This is a genomic window from Candidatus Spongiisocius sp., from assembly GCF_965221825.1.
In the GTDB taxonomy this organism is placed as follows: domain Bacteria; phylum Actinomycetota; class Acidimicrobiia; order Spongiisociales; family Spongiisociaceae; genus Spongiisocius.
Genome location: NZ_OZ244917.1, coordinates 58,795 through 73,405 on the forward strand (window position 1 = coordinate 58,795; position 14,611 = coordinate 73,405).

Annotated in this window: 14 protein-coding genes; 7 read left to right on the plus strand and 7 right to left on the minus strand. The window is 66.3% G+C overall.

Annotated features, from left to right (window positions below; all coding sequences use genetic code 11):
- Positions 1-195: 195 nt before the first annotated feature.
- From ACOQPD_RS00260 to ACOQPD_RS00275, 4 genes are all read right to left on the minus strand, one after another.
- The gene (locus ACOQPD_RS00260; RefSeq protein ID WP_420612910.1) at positions 196-1,557 is read right to left on the minus strand and encodes a mycothione reductase; all 1,362 of its coding nucleotides are present in this window, start codon (positions 1,555-1,557) and stop codon (positions 196-198) included.
- Positions 1,558-1,618: 61 nt separating this feature from the next.
- Positions 1,619-2,065, minus strand: a complete 447-nt coding sequence (locus tag ACOQPD_RS00265) for a hypothetical protein (protein ID WP_420612911.1) — start codon at positions 2,063-2,065, stop codon at positions 1,619-1,621.
- On the minus strand, positions 2,062-2,511 hold the full coding sequence (locus ACOQPD_RS00270) for a hypothetical protein (RefSeq protein WP_420612912.1): 450 nt from the start codon (positions 2,509-2,511) through the stop codon (positions 2,062-2,064). Before ACOQPD_RS00270 ends, ACOQPD_RS00265 begins: the two co-directional genes overlap by 4 nt.
- Entirely contained in the window at positions 2,508-2,948 is a 441-nt protein-coding gene (locus ACOQPD_RS00275) for a TadE/TadG family type IV pilus assembly protein (protein ID WP_420612913.1), read from the minus strand. Before ACOQPD_RS00275 ends, ACOQPD_RS00270 begins: the two co-directional genes overlap by 4 nt.
- A 148-nt stretch (positions 2,949-3,096) precedes the next feature.
- Between ACOQPD_RS00275 and moaA the strand changes: the two genes are divergently transcribed.
- The 4 genes from moaA to ACOQPD_RS00295 all read left to right on the plus strand — a co-directional run bounded on the left by moaA (position 3,097) and on the right by ACOQPD_RS00295 (position 6,662).
- Complete coding sequence (gene moaA / locus ACOQPD_RS00280) at positions 3,097-4,122, plus strand: GTP 3',8-cyclase MoaA (RefSeq protein WP_420612914.1); 1,026 nt, start codon at positions 3,097-3,099, stop codon at positions 4,120-4,122.
- Positions 4,123-4,266: 144 nt separating this feature from the next.
- Positions 4,267-4,548, plus strand: a complete 282-nt coding sequence (locus tag ACOQPD_RS00285; protein ID WP_420614406.1) for a hypothetical protein — start codon at positions 4,267-4,269, stop codon at positions 4,546-4,548.
- Positions 4,549-4,784: 236 nt separating this feature from the next.
- Entirely contained in the window at positions 4,785-5,630 is an 846-nt protein-coding gene (locus tag ACOQPD_RS00290; protein ID WP_420612915.1) for a PIG-L family deacetylase, read from the plus strand.
- A 132-nt stretch (positions 5,631-5,762) separates the two neighbouring features.
- Entirely contained in the window at positions 5,763-6,662 is a 900-nt protein-coding gene (locus ACOQPD_RS00295; RefSeq protein ID WP_420612916.1) for a DMT family transporter, read from the plus strand.
- Here the strand turns inward: ACOQPD_RS00295 and ACOQPD_RS00300 are convergent.
- A complete protein-coding gene (locus ACOQPD_RS00300; protein ID WP_420612917.1) occupies positions 6,651-7,823 on the minus strand; it encodes an aminotransferase class V-fold PLP-dependent enzyme in 1,173 nt (390 codons plus the stop codon). The genes ACOQPD_RS00295 and ACOQPD_RS00300 overlap by 12 nt on opposite strands.
- Before the next feature lie 131 nt (positions 7,824-7,954).
- Here ACOQPD_RS00300 and aceE point away from each other — a divergent pair, with 131 nt between their 5' ends.
- Positions 7,955-10,654, plus strand: a complete 2,700-nt coding sequence (gene aceE, locus ACOQPD_RS00305; RefSeq protein ID WP_420612918.1) for a pyruvate dehydrogenase (acetyl-transferring), homodimeric type — start codon at positions 7,955-7,957, stop codon at positions 10,652-10,654.
- 14 nt (positions 10,655-10,668) lie between these two features.
- Positions 10,669-11,499 (plus strand): alpha/beta fold hydrolase, encoded by an 831-nt coding sequence (locus ACOQPD_RS00310; protein WP_420612919.1) that lies wholly within the window; start codon positions 10,669-10,671, stop codon positions 11,497-11,499.
- Between the two features lie 490 nt (positions 11,500-11,989).
- Here ACOQPD_RS00310 and ACOQPD_RS00315 read toward each other — a convergent pair whose 3' ends face one another.
- Together ACOQPD_RS00315 and ACOQPD_RS00320 are read right to left on the minus strand one after the other, a co-directional pair.
- Positions 11,990-12,511 (minus strand): nucleotidyltransferase, encoded by a 522-nt coding sequence (locus ACOQPD_RS00315; protein ID WP_420612920.1) that lies wholly within the window; start codon positions 12,509-12,511, stop codon positions 11,990-11,992.
- Complete coding sequence (locus ACOQPD_RS00320; RefSeq protein ID WP_420612921.1) at positions 12,511-12,897, minus strand: hypothetical protein; 387 nt, start codon at positions 12,895-12,897, stop codon at positions 12,511-12,513. Before ACOQPD_RS00320 ends, ACOQPD_RS00315 begins: the two co-directional genes overlap by 1 nt.
- Positions 12,898-12,994: 97 nt before the next feature.
- Here ACOQPD_RS00320 and ACOQPD_RS00325 point away from each other — a divergent pair, with 97 nt between their 5' ends.
- The gene (locus tag ACOQPD_RS00325) at positions 12,995-14,611 is read left to right on the plus strand and encodes a SulP family inorganic anion transporter (protein ID WP_420612922.1); all 1,617 of its coding nucleotides are present in this window, start codon (positions 12,995-12,997) and stop codon (positions 14,609-14,611) included.

Genomic DNA, 14,611 nt, shown 5'->3' on the forward strand with positions numbered 1-14,611 from the left:
GCCGATCCTTTCGCTCACCGGGAGCCCGCGGGCCAGGGATGCGCCACACTTGCTTACGAGGTTCGAGGCTCCAAGCATCCACCAGCCTCGAGCGTTGAGGGTAGCGCGCCGACCCCGGACAGCGCTTGATCCGGCAAGATCGGACCTACTTGACGAGTAGACAAGGCCGATGACATGCGAGCCGGTCCCCGGGGGCTAGAGCTCGAGGAGGGCTTGCTCGACCACCTCGGGCAGGGCCGGGTGGATGTAGTACTGGCCCTTGGCAATCTGGTCGACGGTCAGGTCGAAGTGCATCCCCTGGATGAGCTGCTGGATGAGGGTGGACGCCTGGGGGCCGATGATGTGGGCCCCGAGCAGCCGGCGGGTGTCGCGGTGGGCGATGACCTTTGCGGCGCTCTCAGTGTCCTCCATGGCCCATCCGTAGGCGGCGGCCGAGTAGGGCTGGACATGGGACACGTAGGGGAGGCCCTGGTCCCGGCACTCGCGTTCGGTCAACCCCACCGCGGCGATCTGGGGATGGCCGAACACGGCATGGGGGATGAAACGGTGGTCCACAGTGATCGGTGAATCGGGATGGGTCAGGTTGTGGCGCACCACCCGGGCCTCGTGGTTGGCGACGTGCTTGAGCTGGATGGGGTTGGTGATGTCGCCCAGCGCCCACACGCCGTCCACGTTGGTGCGGAGCCGGTCGTCGGTGATCACCTGACCCCGGCCGGAAACGGCGAGTCCACCGGCGGCGGCGTCCACCACGTCCGAATTGGGCCTCCGTCCGGTCGCGACCAGGAGTTCGTCACCTCGCAGGTCCGCGGTCGTCCCGTCCCCGTCGGCCACCCGCAACACCACCTCGTCACCCTCGCGGCGGGCCCCGAGGATCCGGGTGTGGGTGCGCACATCGAAGCGGCGTGAGTAGGCATCGGTGAAGCGGCGGCTGATCTCCTCGTCCTCCCGCCGCAGGAAGCTGTCTCCCCGCAGCAGGAAGGTCACCCTCGACCCCAGCGCGCCCATGACGCCCCCGAGTTCGGCGGCGATATAGCCGGCGCCGATAACCAGCAGGCGCTCGGGCAGCCGCTCCAGGCGCATGATCGTGTCGGATGTGTGGTAGCCGACCTCGTCGAGGCCGGGTACCGGGGGCACTACGGCTCGGGCGCCGGCCGCCAGCACGATCCGGTCGGCCGTGATCACCTCCTCGCCGACCGCCAGTTGCTTGGGCGCCACGAAGTGACCGGTGACCGGGTATACCGTCACGTTGGGTAGTCCTTCCCGGTAGTCGCGGCCCGACTCGGCGATCGGGTCGATCCGGCCGAAGACGCGGTCCCGGATGGCAGGCCAGTCCGCGCCGTCGAAGCTGGTGTTAATGCCCAGCCGCTCGCCGGTGGCCGCCAGCTCGGCCACCTCGGCCGTGTAGACGAACATCTTGGAGGGAATGCAGCCCACGTTCAGACAGGTCCCGCCGAACGGGCCGTGTTCCACCATGGCGATGTCCCAGTCGTCGTGTTCGGGCCCGATCACCGAATTTCCCGAACCTGCGCCGATTACCAGCAGGTCGAAACTGCGCACGATCTCCTCATCTCCGCGGCTAGGGGTCAAATGTAGACGCAGCGGCCTCCATACAGCCGGATTACTCGAACTCGGCCGGCGAGGCGCGGGCGGTCACGGTGACCGTTATCCCACCTGTGGGAGCGAACATCCGCATCAGGGTCAGTGGAACGGTCTCGGTTATCTCCACGACGATCCCGGACCCGTTCGCGTCAGAGGTCAGGGTCATCGAGGCGTCCCAATCGGGCTGGGCCTCGGCGAACCGGAGGGCAGCCTCCCCGGCAAGATCCGGATCCAGAACCACAGCGTTCCGGTACAGATCGGACTCGACCACCTGGGCAGCCCCGGCCACGGCCGACTTGTAAGCGATTCCGCTCAGGGTGCCGTGCCGGGAGAGCACCCGCCACAGGTCGAGGGCCAGACCGCCCGCGAAGAACAGCATCAGGAGCAACCCCAGGCTCCACAGGACGACGGCGCCTCGATCACCTGCCGGTCCTGACTGTCCGGCCTCCGCCGCCCGGCGCTTCATTGGCGCGGGGTGCTCCGGTACGGCTCCATCTGCTCCCGGTAGCTGCTCGTGATGGTCCACGAGGCCACCGTCCAGACCCCCATCACGTCGATGGCCGGCACGTCGAGCGACACGCGAGCGCTGACCACGCCGCCCGGCGCCCAGGCGGTCCGGCAGTCGATCGAAACCACGGTTGCGCCGGGAGCCGGGCCCCGCTCGGCCAGGATCTGCCGTGCTACGGCCTCGGCCCGGCCCTGTCCCGTCGCCGGATCGAAGGCGGTGGCGCAGGCCCGTACCGCTTCTCGGGCGGCGGCGTCAGCCATGGAACGGTATTCCATCCGTACGGGGAAGCTGAGCAGCAGCATGGCGAACGGGATCAGGATGAACGCCGACACCAGCACCAGGTCGATGGCGCCCATGCCGTGCTCGCTCGCCATCCGCGACCGGAGGTGCGCGGGCGGCGTCACGGGACCGGCTCGGTGACGCTGGTGGCCCGCATCGTGAAGCTCCAAGTGGGTCCCAACGAGGGGAAGACGGGCAGGAGCCGGGCAGTGATCTCTGCCGTGGTGAGCGCCTCGGCGCGGTTGCAGTCCACTTCGGTGGAGTCCTGGTAAATGCTGGCCAGGCCGGAGATGATCCGCTCGGCGGTTTCCTCGCAGATATGTCCGGTCCCGCCGGAGAGAGCGCCGGCCCGAGCGCCCGAGTCGGCGGCGTATTGGATCACGGAGCGGGCGTAGAGCATCAGCAGGCCGTTCATCAGGAATACGGCCGTGATCAGAGCCATGCCCATCGCCATGAGTGTCTCGATGACGGCGGCGCCGGATTCATCAGCGAGCCATCGGCCGCTCGACCGCTTAGGGCGCCGCCGCCCGGTCATGTAGCAGTGGTAGTTACGATTAGTCATCCTGAACAACATGGATCGGCAGTCAACCTAGCGCAAACAACTGCTGAACTACTGGAGTAGATCGAGACAATTTTTCTCATTCTGAACCATCTACGAGCGGTCGGCTCGAGATGTTCCCGAAATCCGGGTCACCATTAGGCTGGTCAGCATGATTCCTGTGGTGGTGGATACCCGGGCGGTGACGGATGCCATGCGGCGTCCCGTTCGCGACCTGCGCGTCTCCGTGACGGACAGATGCAACTTCCGGTGCCGCTACTGCATGCCGGCTGAGATCTTCAACCGGGAATACGAGTTCCTCAAGCGGGACCTGCTGTTGAGCTTCGAGGAGATCGTCATCCTGGCCCGCGCCTTCGAGAGCCTGGGAGTGCAGAAGATCCGGCTCACCGGTGGCGAGCCCCTCCTGCGCAAAGGCATCGAGCAGCTGGTGGCCATGCTCGCCGGAGCCACCGGCTGCGAGGTGACCCTCACCACCAACGGCTCGTTGCTGGCGCGCAAGGCGGAGGCGCTGGCCTCGGCCGGGTTGGCTCGGGTCACGGTCTCGCTCGACTCCGTTGATGAGGCCACCTTCATGGCGATGAACGACGTGGGCTTCCCGGTGGCGTCCGTGCTGTCGGGGATAGAGGTGGCATCCCGTGCGGGCCTGCCCGTCAAGGTGAACGCGGTGGTCAAGAGGGGAGTGAACGACAGCGGGGTCGTGGACATGGCGCGGCACTTCCGGGGCACCGGCCACATCCTCCGCTTCATCGAGTACATGGACGTGGGCGCCACCAACGGCTGGCGGATGGACGATGTGGTGCCGGCGGCCGAGCTGGTCCGGACCATAGACGCCGAGTTTCCGATCGAGCCGGTGGCCCCCAACTACCGGGGCGAGGTGGCCACGCGCTGGCGGTACGTGGACGGCGCCGGAGAGATCGGCTTCATCGCCTCGGTCACCCAGCCCTTCTGCGCAACGTGCACCAGGGCGCGGATCTCGGCGGAAGGGATGCTCTACACGTGCCTGTTCGCTTTCACCGGCACCGACTTCCGCCGGATCCTGCGATCCGGAGCGGGTCAGAAGGAGCTGATCCGCACCATTCGCAGGGTCTGGAAGGCCCGGGACGATCGCTACTCGGAGATCCGTTCCGAAGCCACCGTCGACATACCGAAGATAGAGATGAGCTACATAGGCGGCTAGGGGGGGCGTGCTCTCCGCTCGCAGAACGGGAAGCATGCATTGAAGCCAGCGTAGACCGGGACGTAGGTGCCCTCTACCTAACGTCTCGAAGACTCAGATAGTCGAGTCGGAGGAGGTACGCCCTGTAAGGAGCGTGCCGATCTCATCGGGTTGCCCGACGAGGATCTGCTCCGGGCCGCGACGGCGGAGGGCAGAGCGGTTGTGACCGAGAACGTGAAGGACTTCGCGGTGCTCCATCGGCGTATCGCGGCCGAAGGACGGAGGCACATGGGGCTCGTCTTCACCCACCCCCGCCGGTTTCCTCGCGCCGGGCGGAACCATGTGCGAGTGCTGGCCGAAGCGCTTGCCATGTTTCTCAGCCAGCACGGCTCGACGCTCAGCGATGCCGAGTCGTTCGTATGGTGGCTCGAGCGAGCCGACCGGTGAGCCTCGCGGCATCGACTCGCTTCCGCAACGGTACACGACCTTACGATCTGATGGCCATCCGTAAACACCTTCCCGGTTCATCCGGCTGGCGGAATCCCCTCAGTTGGGAGCTCGCAAGCCCCACCGAATGCCGGGTCTGCCCTCTGGTCGACAGTTGAGGTATGGGCGTGGGTACCGTCCGAGCCATCTATCCTTGCCGGTCGGAACCACCCCCACCGAACCACCGGAGACTCCGCATGCCCGGGCTGCTTGCCTTCCATGCCCATCCTGACGATGAGGTCACTTCGACGGGCGGCGTCTTGGCCCGGTACGCGGAGGCCGGCGAGCATGTGGTGGTGGTCACGGCCACCGACGGGTGCGAGGGCGAGGTCCACAACTACGACGACCCGGATGAGATTCGTCCCCGGCTGGCGGAGGTGCGAGCGCGGGAGATGGCCGACTCCGTCTCCGTCCTGGGCGTCTCGCGGCACCACTTTCTCGGATACCGGGACTCGGGCATGATGGGGTCCGACCCCAACGAGCACCCGGACTGTTTCTGGCAGGCGGACTTCACGGAGGCCACCGCCCGCCTGATACGTCTGATCCGTCGGCACCGGCCGGAGGTGATGACCATCTACGACCCGTTCGGCGGTTACGGGCATCCCGACCACATCCAGGTCCACCGGGTCGGCATGGCCGCCTACTTCGGGGCCGAGGACACTCGCAGGTTCCCGCTCGAGGAGGGTGACGAGACCTGGAGCCCGGCCAAGCTCTATATGAGCACCTGGCCGCGTTCTCGCGTGCGGGTGATGACCCTGGCCCGGCTCGAGGCCGGGCTGATCACCGAGGAGGAGGCGAAGGAATCGGAGGGTTGGGGCACTCCCGATGAAGACATCACCACTCTGGTCGACGTCAGGTCGTGGATAGACAAGAAGGTTGCCGCCCTGCGAGCCCACCGCACCCAGATTCCCGAGGACTGGTTCATGCTCCAGGTACCCGAGAAGGACGTGCCCAACGTGCTGGGCATCGAGGCCTTCCAGCGCGTCCACTCGAGGGTGGACGCACCCTTCCGGGAGTCCGACCTATTCGAGGCACTCCGTTAGGAGCGTACCGACAAGCGTCCAGATGGCCCTTCCGGTGACCAGGAAGTCCCATGCCACAGGACGGCGGGCCCATCCATCCCCGGCTTTTCAGAATGCTCCTAGGAGGGGTGACGCGCATTAGCCTGGCCTGGTATGGCTTACCGGGCGGCCATGGTGGCTGCATTCGCCACCATCCTGATCTGGTCGTTCTCCTACCCGGTCGCCAGGGTGGGTCTACGCCACTTCGATCCGCTGCACCTCTCCGGGCTCCGCCTGGTGGCTGCTGCCCTGGCCCTTTCGATCATCGCGCTGCCCCGCCGGGTCGGCCTACCCGAACGGGGCGACCGGCTGCGGGTCGTCAGCGCCGGGCTGATCGGCATGACCTTCTATCTGGCCATCCTCTATATCGGCCTCCAAGTCGTGGAGTCGGCCTCCGCCGCCATCCTGATCGCCCTGACCCCGATCTTCGTGGCGCTGCTGTCGGGCCCGATGATCGGCGAACGCCTGACAGCTTGGGGATGGTCGGGCCTCCTGCTGGCGTCTGCCGGGGCGGCGCTCGTGATCCTCGGTCAGGGCAGCGCCCTCGATCTCGGCGTGTCCAGCCTTCTGCTGCTGGTCGCCGCCCTCGCTCACGCGCTGTACAACGTGGCGGCCAAGTCCCTGGTCGCCCGGTACAGCCCGCTTCAGGTGGCCTCGTGGTCGATGTGGGTAGGTGCCGTCACCTCGCTGCCACTGCTGCTCGGTGCTCCGCGCCAGGTTGCCGACGCCCCGTGGGATGCAGTGTTTTCCTTCATCTACCTGGGCGTGTGCGGCTCCGCCCTGGGCTTCGTCATGTGGGGGCGGGCGATGGTGGGCGCTCCGGCCGCCGTCGTGTCGTCGGCCCTCTACGCCACGCCGCCCCTCTCCGCGCTCATCGGCTGGCTCTGGCTGGACGAACGACCGACCATCTGGGTGATGATTGGAGGGATGGTCGTCCTGGGCGCCGTCACCATGGTGATCCGGCGAGGTGTGGCAGCCGGGACTGTCCCTGCCGACGCATCCTCACAGGTCTAGTTCGGCGGCGACCGCATCGACCAGCCGGTCGAGGTGCTCTACCGTGTTGTACTGCTGCGTTGAGACGCGCAGCAGGCCGGCCGAAGGATCCGGCCAACTCATCACCATCACCTCGATGCCCCAACGAGTCCGCAGGGCCCCCATCAGAGGATTGAAGATGGTCCCGCCCGGCGAGAGGGACCGCGGAAGTGGAACCGAGGCGATCGCCCCGATCATCCCGTCCGGGGCCGGGGCTTCGATGCCCAGCAGGTCGGTCAGCATGTCCCGGGCGGTGAGGCAAAGGTCCCGGTTGGCACGCCTCACACCGTCCCAGCCGTCCGGGTGGAGACCCGCCATCGCTTCCAGCGCGACCGGGGTGGCCAGCCAGGCGGTCGGATCGTCGGTGCCCGTCCAGTCGAACTGGGTGTGCAGGTGCCCACCCTCCGCCGGCCAGCCCCCGTTGTATCCGTGGCTGATCACCGCCGGATAGATGCGATCACGGTGGTCCTCCCGCACGTAGAGGAGGGCGGAGCCTTTGGGGGAGCACATCCACTTGTGGCAGTTGGCGGTGACGTAGGAAGCACCCAATGCTGTGACGTCGAAGTCGATCATGCCGGGCGCGTGCGCAGCATCCACCAGTACGCGGACCTCCGGTTCCAGCGCCGCAACGATCTCCGCCAGCGGGAGGACCAGGGCGGTCGGGGAGGTCACCGCATCGACCATCAGCAGCCGGGTCCGGTCGGTGACAACCCCGAGGATGCGGTCCGTCACCTCCGATGCGGACCGCAGAGGGAACGGGATGGCCGCGGTCACCACCCGGGCGCCGGTACGGGCGGCCGTGACCTCCACCGCGTTGCGGCAGGCGTTGTAGCTGTGGTCGGGCACCACGATCTCGTCGCCGAGCCTCAGGTCGGCCTCCAGCGACCGGAGCACGGAGTTGACTCCCTCGGTGGCATTGTTGACGAACCCCAGGCCGGCCGGATCCGATCCCACGAAATCCGCCACTCTCGATCGGGCCTGGTCGAGAGCAGGCTGGTAGTCCGCCAGGAACCATCTGGTGGGATTGGATTCCATGGCGTCCCGGAGGCGCCGTTGTTCCTCCAGGACGGGCCCGGGCGTGGCCCCGAAGGAACCGTGATTGAGGTGGATCACATCCGGATCCAGACGCCAGAAACTCATCATGGCCACGCTACCGGCCCACAGGGAGCACATCCAACACGGCCACGGCCCGGACCGGGCGCGGATGCATGATTCATCATGGTTCCGACCCCGATAGAGTGGAGGATGGCAGACGGTGAAGGGAGCGTGGGCGTTTGAAGATCGACGGGTTCTTCCGGCAGTTCCCCGACATCGATCCGGAGGAGACCCAGGAGTGGATCGACTCGCTGGAGGCTGTGGTCGATTTCCGGGGCGAGGCCCGGGCCCGCTTCCTGGTCCGTGCCCTTCTCAGCCGTGCCCGGGAACTGGGCGTCGGATACCCGCCGACCGTGTCCACGCCCTACGTCAACACCATCCCCGCCGAGGAGCAGGCCTGGTTCCCCGGCGACGAGTACCTAGAGAAGCGGATGAGGCGCTTGATCCGCTGGAACGCGGCGGTGATGGTGGTCAAGGCCAACAAAGCTGTCGAGGGGATCGGTGGGCACTTATCCACGTTCGCATCGTCGGCGGCGCAGTACGAGGTCGGCTTCAACCATTTTTTCCGGGGCAAGGCGGAAGGGCAGCCCGGCGACCATGTGTACATCCAGGGCCATGCCGCTCCCGGAATCTACGCCCGGGCCTTCCTCGAGCGGCGACTCGACGAGGAGCACCTCGACAACTTCCGCCGTGAGCTCTCACCCAAGGGTCTGTCGTCCTATCCGCACCCCCGGCTCATGCCCGACTTCTGGGAGTACCCGACCGTCTCCATGGGTCTCGGGCCGATCGCCTCCATCTACCAGGCCCGCTTCAACCGGTACCTCCACAATCGGGGTCTCGATGACACCGCCGAGTCAAGGGTGTGGTGCTTCATCGGCGACGGGGAATGCGACGAGCCGGAGACGCTCGGGTCCATCTCGCTGGCCGCCCGGGAGCAGCTGGACAACCTGATCTGGGTGGTCAACTGCAACCTGCAACGCCTCGACGGTCCGGTGCGGGGCAACGGCAAGATCATCCAGGAGCTCGAGGCGGTGTTCCGGGGTGCGGGATGGAACGTGATCAAGGTGGTCTGGGGCTGGGGCTGGGACGAGTTGGTGGCCAACGACGTGGACGGGGTGCTCGTAGAGAAGATGAACGAGACCGTCGACGGCGCCTACCAGCGCCTGAAGTCGCTACCCGGCGCCCAGATCCGAGAGGAGTTCTTCGGGCCTGATCCCCGGTTGCGGCGCATGGTGGAGCACCTGACCGACCGCCAGCTCGAGAAGCTGCCCCGAGGCGGCCACGACTACAAGAAGCTCTACGCCGCCTACAAGGCCGCCACCGAGCAGATCGGCGCACCCACCGTGATCCTCGCCAAGACAATCAAGGGTTGGACGCTGGGCCCGGACATCGAGGGACGCAACGCCACCCATCAGATCAAGAAGATGTCCAACGAGCAGTTCCGCCATCTCCGCGAGCGCCTAAGCCTCGAGGAGGACATCCCGGAGGAGTTGCTGGAGGACGGCCGGGAGCTCCCGTACTGCCGCTTCGCGAGGGACGCTCCCGAGTTCCAGTACATGATGGACCGGCGGAAGGCACTCAACGGGATGCTGCCCTTCCGGACGGTCCGCGTCAGGCGGAAGATCGAATTGCCCGACCCCTCCATCTACGACGAGTTCTACGAGGGAACAGGCACCCACGAGGTTTCCACGACCACAGCCTTCGTGCGGCTGCTCCGGGGTCTGGCCAGGGACAAGGACTTTGGGGAGCGGGTGGTGCCCATCGTCCCTGACGAGGCCCGCACCTTCGGCATGGACGGGCTGTTCCGCGAACTGAAGATCTACGCCTCGGGCGGGCAGAAGTACGAGCCTATCGACGCCGCGCTGCTCCTGTCGTACAAGGAGTCCCAGGACGGCCAGATCCTGGAGGAGGGCATCACCGAGGCCGGGTCGATGTGCAGCTTCATCGCCTCGGGCACGTCCTACGCCGACCGCGGGGTTATGACCGTTCCCTTCTTCACCTTCTACTCGATGTTCGGGTTCCAGCGGGTGGGGGATCTCATCTGGCAGGCCGCCGACGCCCGGGCCCGGGGATTCCTGATGGGCGGGACCGCCGGCCGGACGACCCTGGCGGGGGAGGGTCTCCAGCACCAGGACGGGCATAGCCTGATCCTGGCCTCCACCAACCCGGCGGTGGTCAGCTACGACCCGGCGTTCGCCTACGAGATAGCGGTCATTGTCGAGCACGGGCTCCACCGCATGTGCATCGATCAGGATGACGTCATCTTCTACATCACTATCTACAACGAGAACTACGCCCAGCCGCCCATGCCCGACGGCGTGACGGATGGGATCGTCAACGGGATGTACCGGTTCGCCGAGGCGCCCGAAGGCATGGATCACCAGGCGACGGTCCTGTTCTCCGGGCCGAGCCACGGCGCCGCCCGCTGGGCCCGCAACGAGTTGGCGGACCGCTACGGGGTGGGGGCGGAGCTATGGAGCGTGACCTCCTACGGCCGGCTGCGGGACGATGCCATCGCGGTGGAGCGGTGGAACCGTCTCCATCCCGACCGGGCGCCCCGAATCCCGCTGGTCACCGAGCGCCTCGGCGCCGTAGACGGTCCGGTCGTGGCGGTGACGGACTACATGCGGGCGGTTCCCGATCAGGTCGCCCGGTGGATTCCCGGTCCCTACACATCGCTCGGCACGGACGGCTTCGGACGCTCGGACGCCCGGGAGGATCTACGCCGGTTCTACGAGGTGAACGGCCCCAACGTGGTGGTGGCGGTCCTCTCCCAGTTGGCAGGTACGGGAGGGGTAGATCAAGGAGCGGTTGCGGAAGCCATCGACCGCTACTCCGTCGACCCGGATGCGGTCGAGCCCTGGCGGGTCGACGGATAGCGCAACTTTCGCCGGTGGATCATGAAGCCCTGGAGTGGCATGACGGCGCGGGCGATGTGCTGCTCCTGCTGGGACATGCGAACGGATTCTGCAAGGAGATCTGGCGTCCGGTGGTGTCGAGCCTCCGGGATCGAGGCGTTCGGGCTCCGGCGCTGGCATGGGACGTCCGCGGTCACGGACGGGCGCCATCACTGGAACTGCCGGCGTCGTGGTGGACGCTCGGGAGGGATCTGGTTGATCTGATCGGCGGCCTGGACAGCACCGGGCGGCTGCCGGCATCGGTGGTGGGAGTGGGCCATTCGCTGGGCGGGACCGTGATGGTTATGGCCGAACTCCTGCGCCCCGGGACCTTCACCGGGCTGGTGCTGATCGAACCGGCGCTGATCCCGCCGCCCTTCGTGCGCAACCCGGAACTGTCGCTCGCCCAGGGAGCGGCCCGGAGGCGCCCTGTCTTCGGATCACGGGACGATCTGACCGAGAGCTACCTGGCCAAGCCGCTGTTCCAGCGCTGGCACCCGGAGGCGTTCCGGGCCTACGTGGATCACGGCTTCCGGGAAGTACCGGAAGGTCTGGCGCTGCGTTGCGCCAGAGAGGTCGAGGCGGAGGTGTTCGCCACCGGCGCGGAGAACGGGGTGTTCGCCCGCCTCGATGAGCTGACCACCCCGGTACGCCTCGTGGTCACCGATCACTCGGGCGAGCCGTTCGGACGGGCCATGGCGCTGTTGCCCGAGGCCATCCCCTACGCCACCACCACCTACATGGCCGGCCAGGGCCACCTCGTCCCCATGGAACGCCCCGACCTGGTTGCCTCCGAGATAGCAGACGCGCTCAGGGCTTTCTCGTAGTGGTGGCGGTCACGGGTTTCACCCTCACCTAACGGCCGGGCGTGGACCTAGGTTCGGAGCGAACGAGTTAAGCATTGAACAGAGCACTCGCTGCCATTGGTGGTCTCTGAACACAGGAAGTCTGGGGAACTGTTCAAGCTCGTTCCTTAGTTCATTTCGGAGGTCGAGGGTTTGTAGTTGTCCAGCTTCCTGATAGGTCTCGTCAGTGATGCAGATGTCCGCTAGCTGTGTAATCCAGTCGTCTGATAGATGCTGGCTAGGCAAGCCACGGTCAACGGTCTCGCCAGTCAGATCTCTGACGATATTGAAGTCAATTACAGCCGTGGTCCGTGGACCATCGAGATCCTCGACAGCAGACGAGAGAACCTAGGAATCCCTCTAAACCATCGCCTCCAATCATGGAGGATCAGGTACCAGCATGAAATACTACGCCTGCTGGCCGTTCAAGCCGCTCGGTGGCGTTGACCGCCCAGTTCAACCCGATGGGCGGCTATTGCTCTGCGAAGAGGTAGGCGATGGTGGCTTCGGAGCGTTTTGGTATCTCCTCATCGGGGAATACGGACGCCGTGGTTTCCAGGACCTGGTCGGGAGTGGAGTATCCGAGCATCTGGATGAGCAGCCGGAGGTCGGGGATGTCGGTGGGTCGGGCCGACATGGTCTTCATGGCCAGCATCCGCTCCGGTGAGGCAGCGGTCACCCGGAGGCTCGGATGGTCGAACACGAGCCTGCCCCGACGGTCATCGCTCTTCGGAACGTATGCGGAGGCTTGCTCGTTGAGCCAGGAGGTCGGCCACCCGCGCCGCCTGGCGACTTCGTGAACGGCCGAGGTGACGGCGCTGTGACTGTCGAGGATGACGGCGTCGATGTCATGCGTGAACCTCTCGCCGTCGTAGGCCATTGCCATAGCGGCGCCTCCTACGATGTAGATGCGCGCCGTCTGCCTTCTTGTCCTCAGGATCTCGGCGACCTCCTCGAATGCTGCGAGGAGTTCTCGCCGACCCACTCGATCCATCAGACCACCATCAGATCACGTTCGGCGACGAGGGTGCCGTGTGCTTCGAAGGCGGCCGGGGCGTGGACCATGGCTTCCACCCTGAAGGCCTTCCACGCCGGGGGGAACGGAAACCAGAACCCTTCCAGGTAGCGGTCTTCTCCGAATACCCAGGTGGGGGCTTCGAGACCGTCGTGGTAGCACCGATGCTCCACGTACGCGGCCAGGAAGGCATCCCAGGGTGCGTTGATCGGCTCAGGCGCCCGTTCAACAAGCTCAAGACGCTCATCCACGGGTGTGTCCTCCCAGCGGAGGCCGAACTCATGCAGTACGATCCGCATCCGCCAGATATCGTCGTCGGCTTTCCGCAACCTGGGTACGTACTCGGCCAGCGTGCGGGGGATCATGACCTTGATTCTAGGAGGGCGCCGGGCGACATCCCTTGGCCCGACGGGCGACGGCAACGCCTCCGATCGAGTGATCTAGGCTCAGCATCGAACAGTTGTGAAGTACGATCTCGATACCCTTCGGGGTGATTTCTTCGGCGGGCTGACCTCCATGGTGGTGGCGCTGCCGGTGTCGCTGGGCTTCGGCATCGCCTCGGGCATGGGTCCTGCCGCCGGGCTCTACGGCGCGATCGCGGTGGGTTTCTTCGCTGCGGTCTTCGGAGGGACACGCTCCCAGATCTCCGGGCCGACCGCGCCGATGGCGGTGGCCATGGCGGTGGTTATCACCACCCATGCCGACACCCTCCCCGAAGCCCTGACGGTGGTCCTGCTGGCCGGTCTGCTCCAGGTCTTGCTGGGCCTGTCGAGGATCGGCCGGTTCGTCGCCTACACGCCCCATGTGGTGGTGTCCGGCTTCATGTCCGGTATCGGCATCATCGTCATCATCCTCCAGATAATGCCGTTCCTCGGAGCCGACTCCGCCTCCGGAGGAGTCATCGGAGCGCTCCGGGCCCTGCCCGACGCGCTGGGCAACGCCAACACGAGCGCGTTGACCATCGCAGTCGTAACCCTGGTAGTCGGGTTCCTCTGGCCGCGGCGGTTGTCTCGCTACGCGCCGGGCCCCCTCGTGGCGCTGGTCACCGGCACCCTCCTGGGCGTCCTGTGGCTCCACGATGCGCCGGTGATCGGTGAGATTCCGACCGGGCTGCCGGGCCTGGCCTGGGAGATGCCGGCCGCCGGATTCCTGGTGACCGCTCTCCAGCCGGCGCTGATCCTGGCTCTCCTGGGCTCGGTGGACAGCCTGCTGACGTCGCTGGTGGCCGATTCACTCACCGGGCAGAGGCACAACCCCGACCGGGAGCTGATCGGTCAGGGAATCGGCAACATGGTTGCCGGGCTGTTCGGGGCGCTACCCGGCGCCGGGGCCACCATGGGGACGGTCATCAACATCCGCTCCGGTGGGACGACTCGGGCGTCCGGTGCGCTGAGAGCCTTGTTAGTGCTGGCCGTGGTTCTCGGGCTGGGGAGGTTCGCGGAGCCCATCCCGCTGGCCGCGCTGGCGGGCGTGCTGATGAAGGTCGGCTGGGACATCATGGACCGGCGCCTGCTGGTCCGGATCCACCGCCTGCGTTCCCAGCACCTGGTTGTCATGCTGGTGACGCTGGTCCTGACCGTCTCGGTGGACCTGATCACCGCGGTGGCGATCGGCTTGATCGCCGGGGGCCTGGCGCATGCCCGCCAGTTGGAACGCCTGGAGTTGGACAGTGTCATATCGGTGCCGCTGCTCGATCGGACCTTCTTCGGTGAGGACAGCGAGTTGGGAACCACCGATCGGTTCTCGGCCCGGGTCGGCATGGTGGCTCTCAGGGGCAGCTTCACCGTGTCGTCGGCCAACAAGCTGGTGAGCGTCATCGGAGCCGAGATCGGAGACCATGAGGTCGTCATCTTCGACTTCTCCGGCACGACCTACATCGACGACAGCGCCGCCATGATGATCGAGCAACTCATCGAGGTTGCTTCCAGATCCGACACCGCATGCGTGGTGATGGCGCTGCCGGACCCGGTGGCCAGGACATTGGAGGCGTTGGACGTGCTGCGGGGAGTACCCGCCGATCGGATTGTGGAGACTCGGGACGAGGCCCGTGTCGTGGCCCAGGAGTACCTGCTCGCCTGA

Coding starts and splice junctions, on each gene's coding strand:
- ACOQPD_RS00275 (WP_420612913.1), bottom strand. CDS start 2,948: ATGACTAATCGTAACTACCACTGCTACATGACCGGGCGGCGGCGCCCT.
- moaA (WP_420612914.1), top strand. CDS start 3,097: ATGATTCCTGTGGTGGTGGATACCCGGGCGGTGACGGATGCCATGCGG.
- ACOQPD_RS00315 (WP_420612920.1), bottom strand. CDS start 12,511: ATGGATCGAGTGGGTCGGCGAGAACTCCTCGCAGCATTCGAGGAGGTC.
- ACOQPD_RS00265 (WP_420612911.1), bottom strand. CDS start 2,065: ATGAAGCGCCGGGCGGCGGAGGCCGGACAGTCAGGACCGGCAGGTGAT.
- ACOQPD_RS00295 (WP_420612916.1), top strand. CDS start 5,763: ATGGCTTACCGGGCGGCCATGGTGGCTGCATTCGCCACCATCCTGATC.
- ACOQPD_RS00290 (WP_420612915.1), top strand. CDS start 4,785: ATGCCCGGGCTGCTTGCCTTCCATGCCCATCCTGACGATGAGGTCACT.
- ACOQPD_RS00320 (WP_420612921.1), bottom strand. CDS start 12,897: ATGATCCCCCGCACGCTGGCCGAGTACGTACCCAGGTTGCGGAAAGCC.
- ACOQPD_RS00300 (WP_420612917.1), bottom strand. CDS start 7,823: ATGATGAGTTTCTGGCGTCTGGATCCGGATGTGATCCACCTCAATCAC.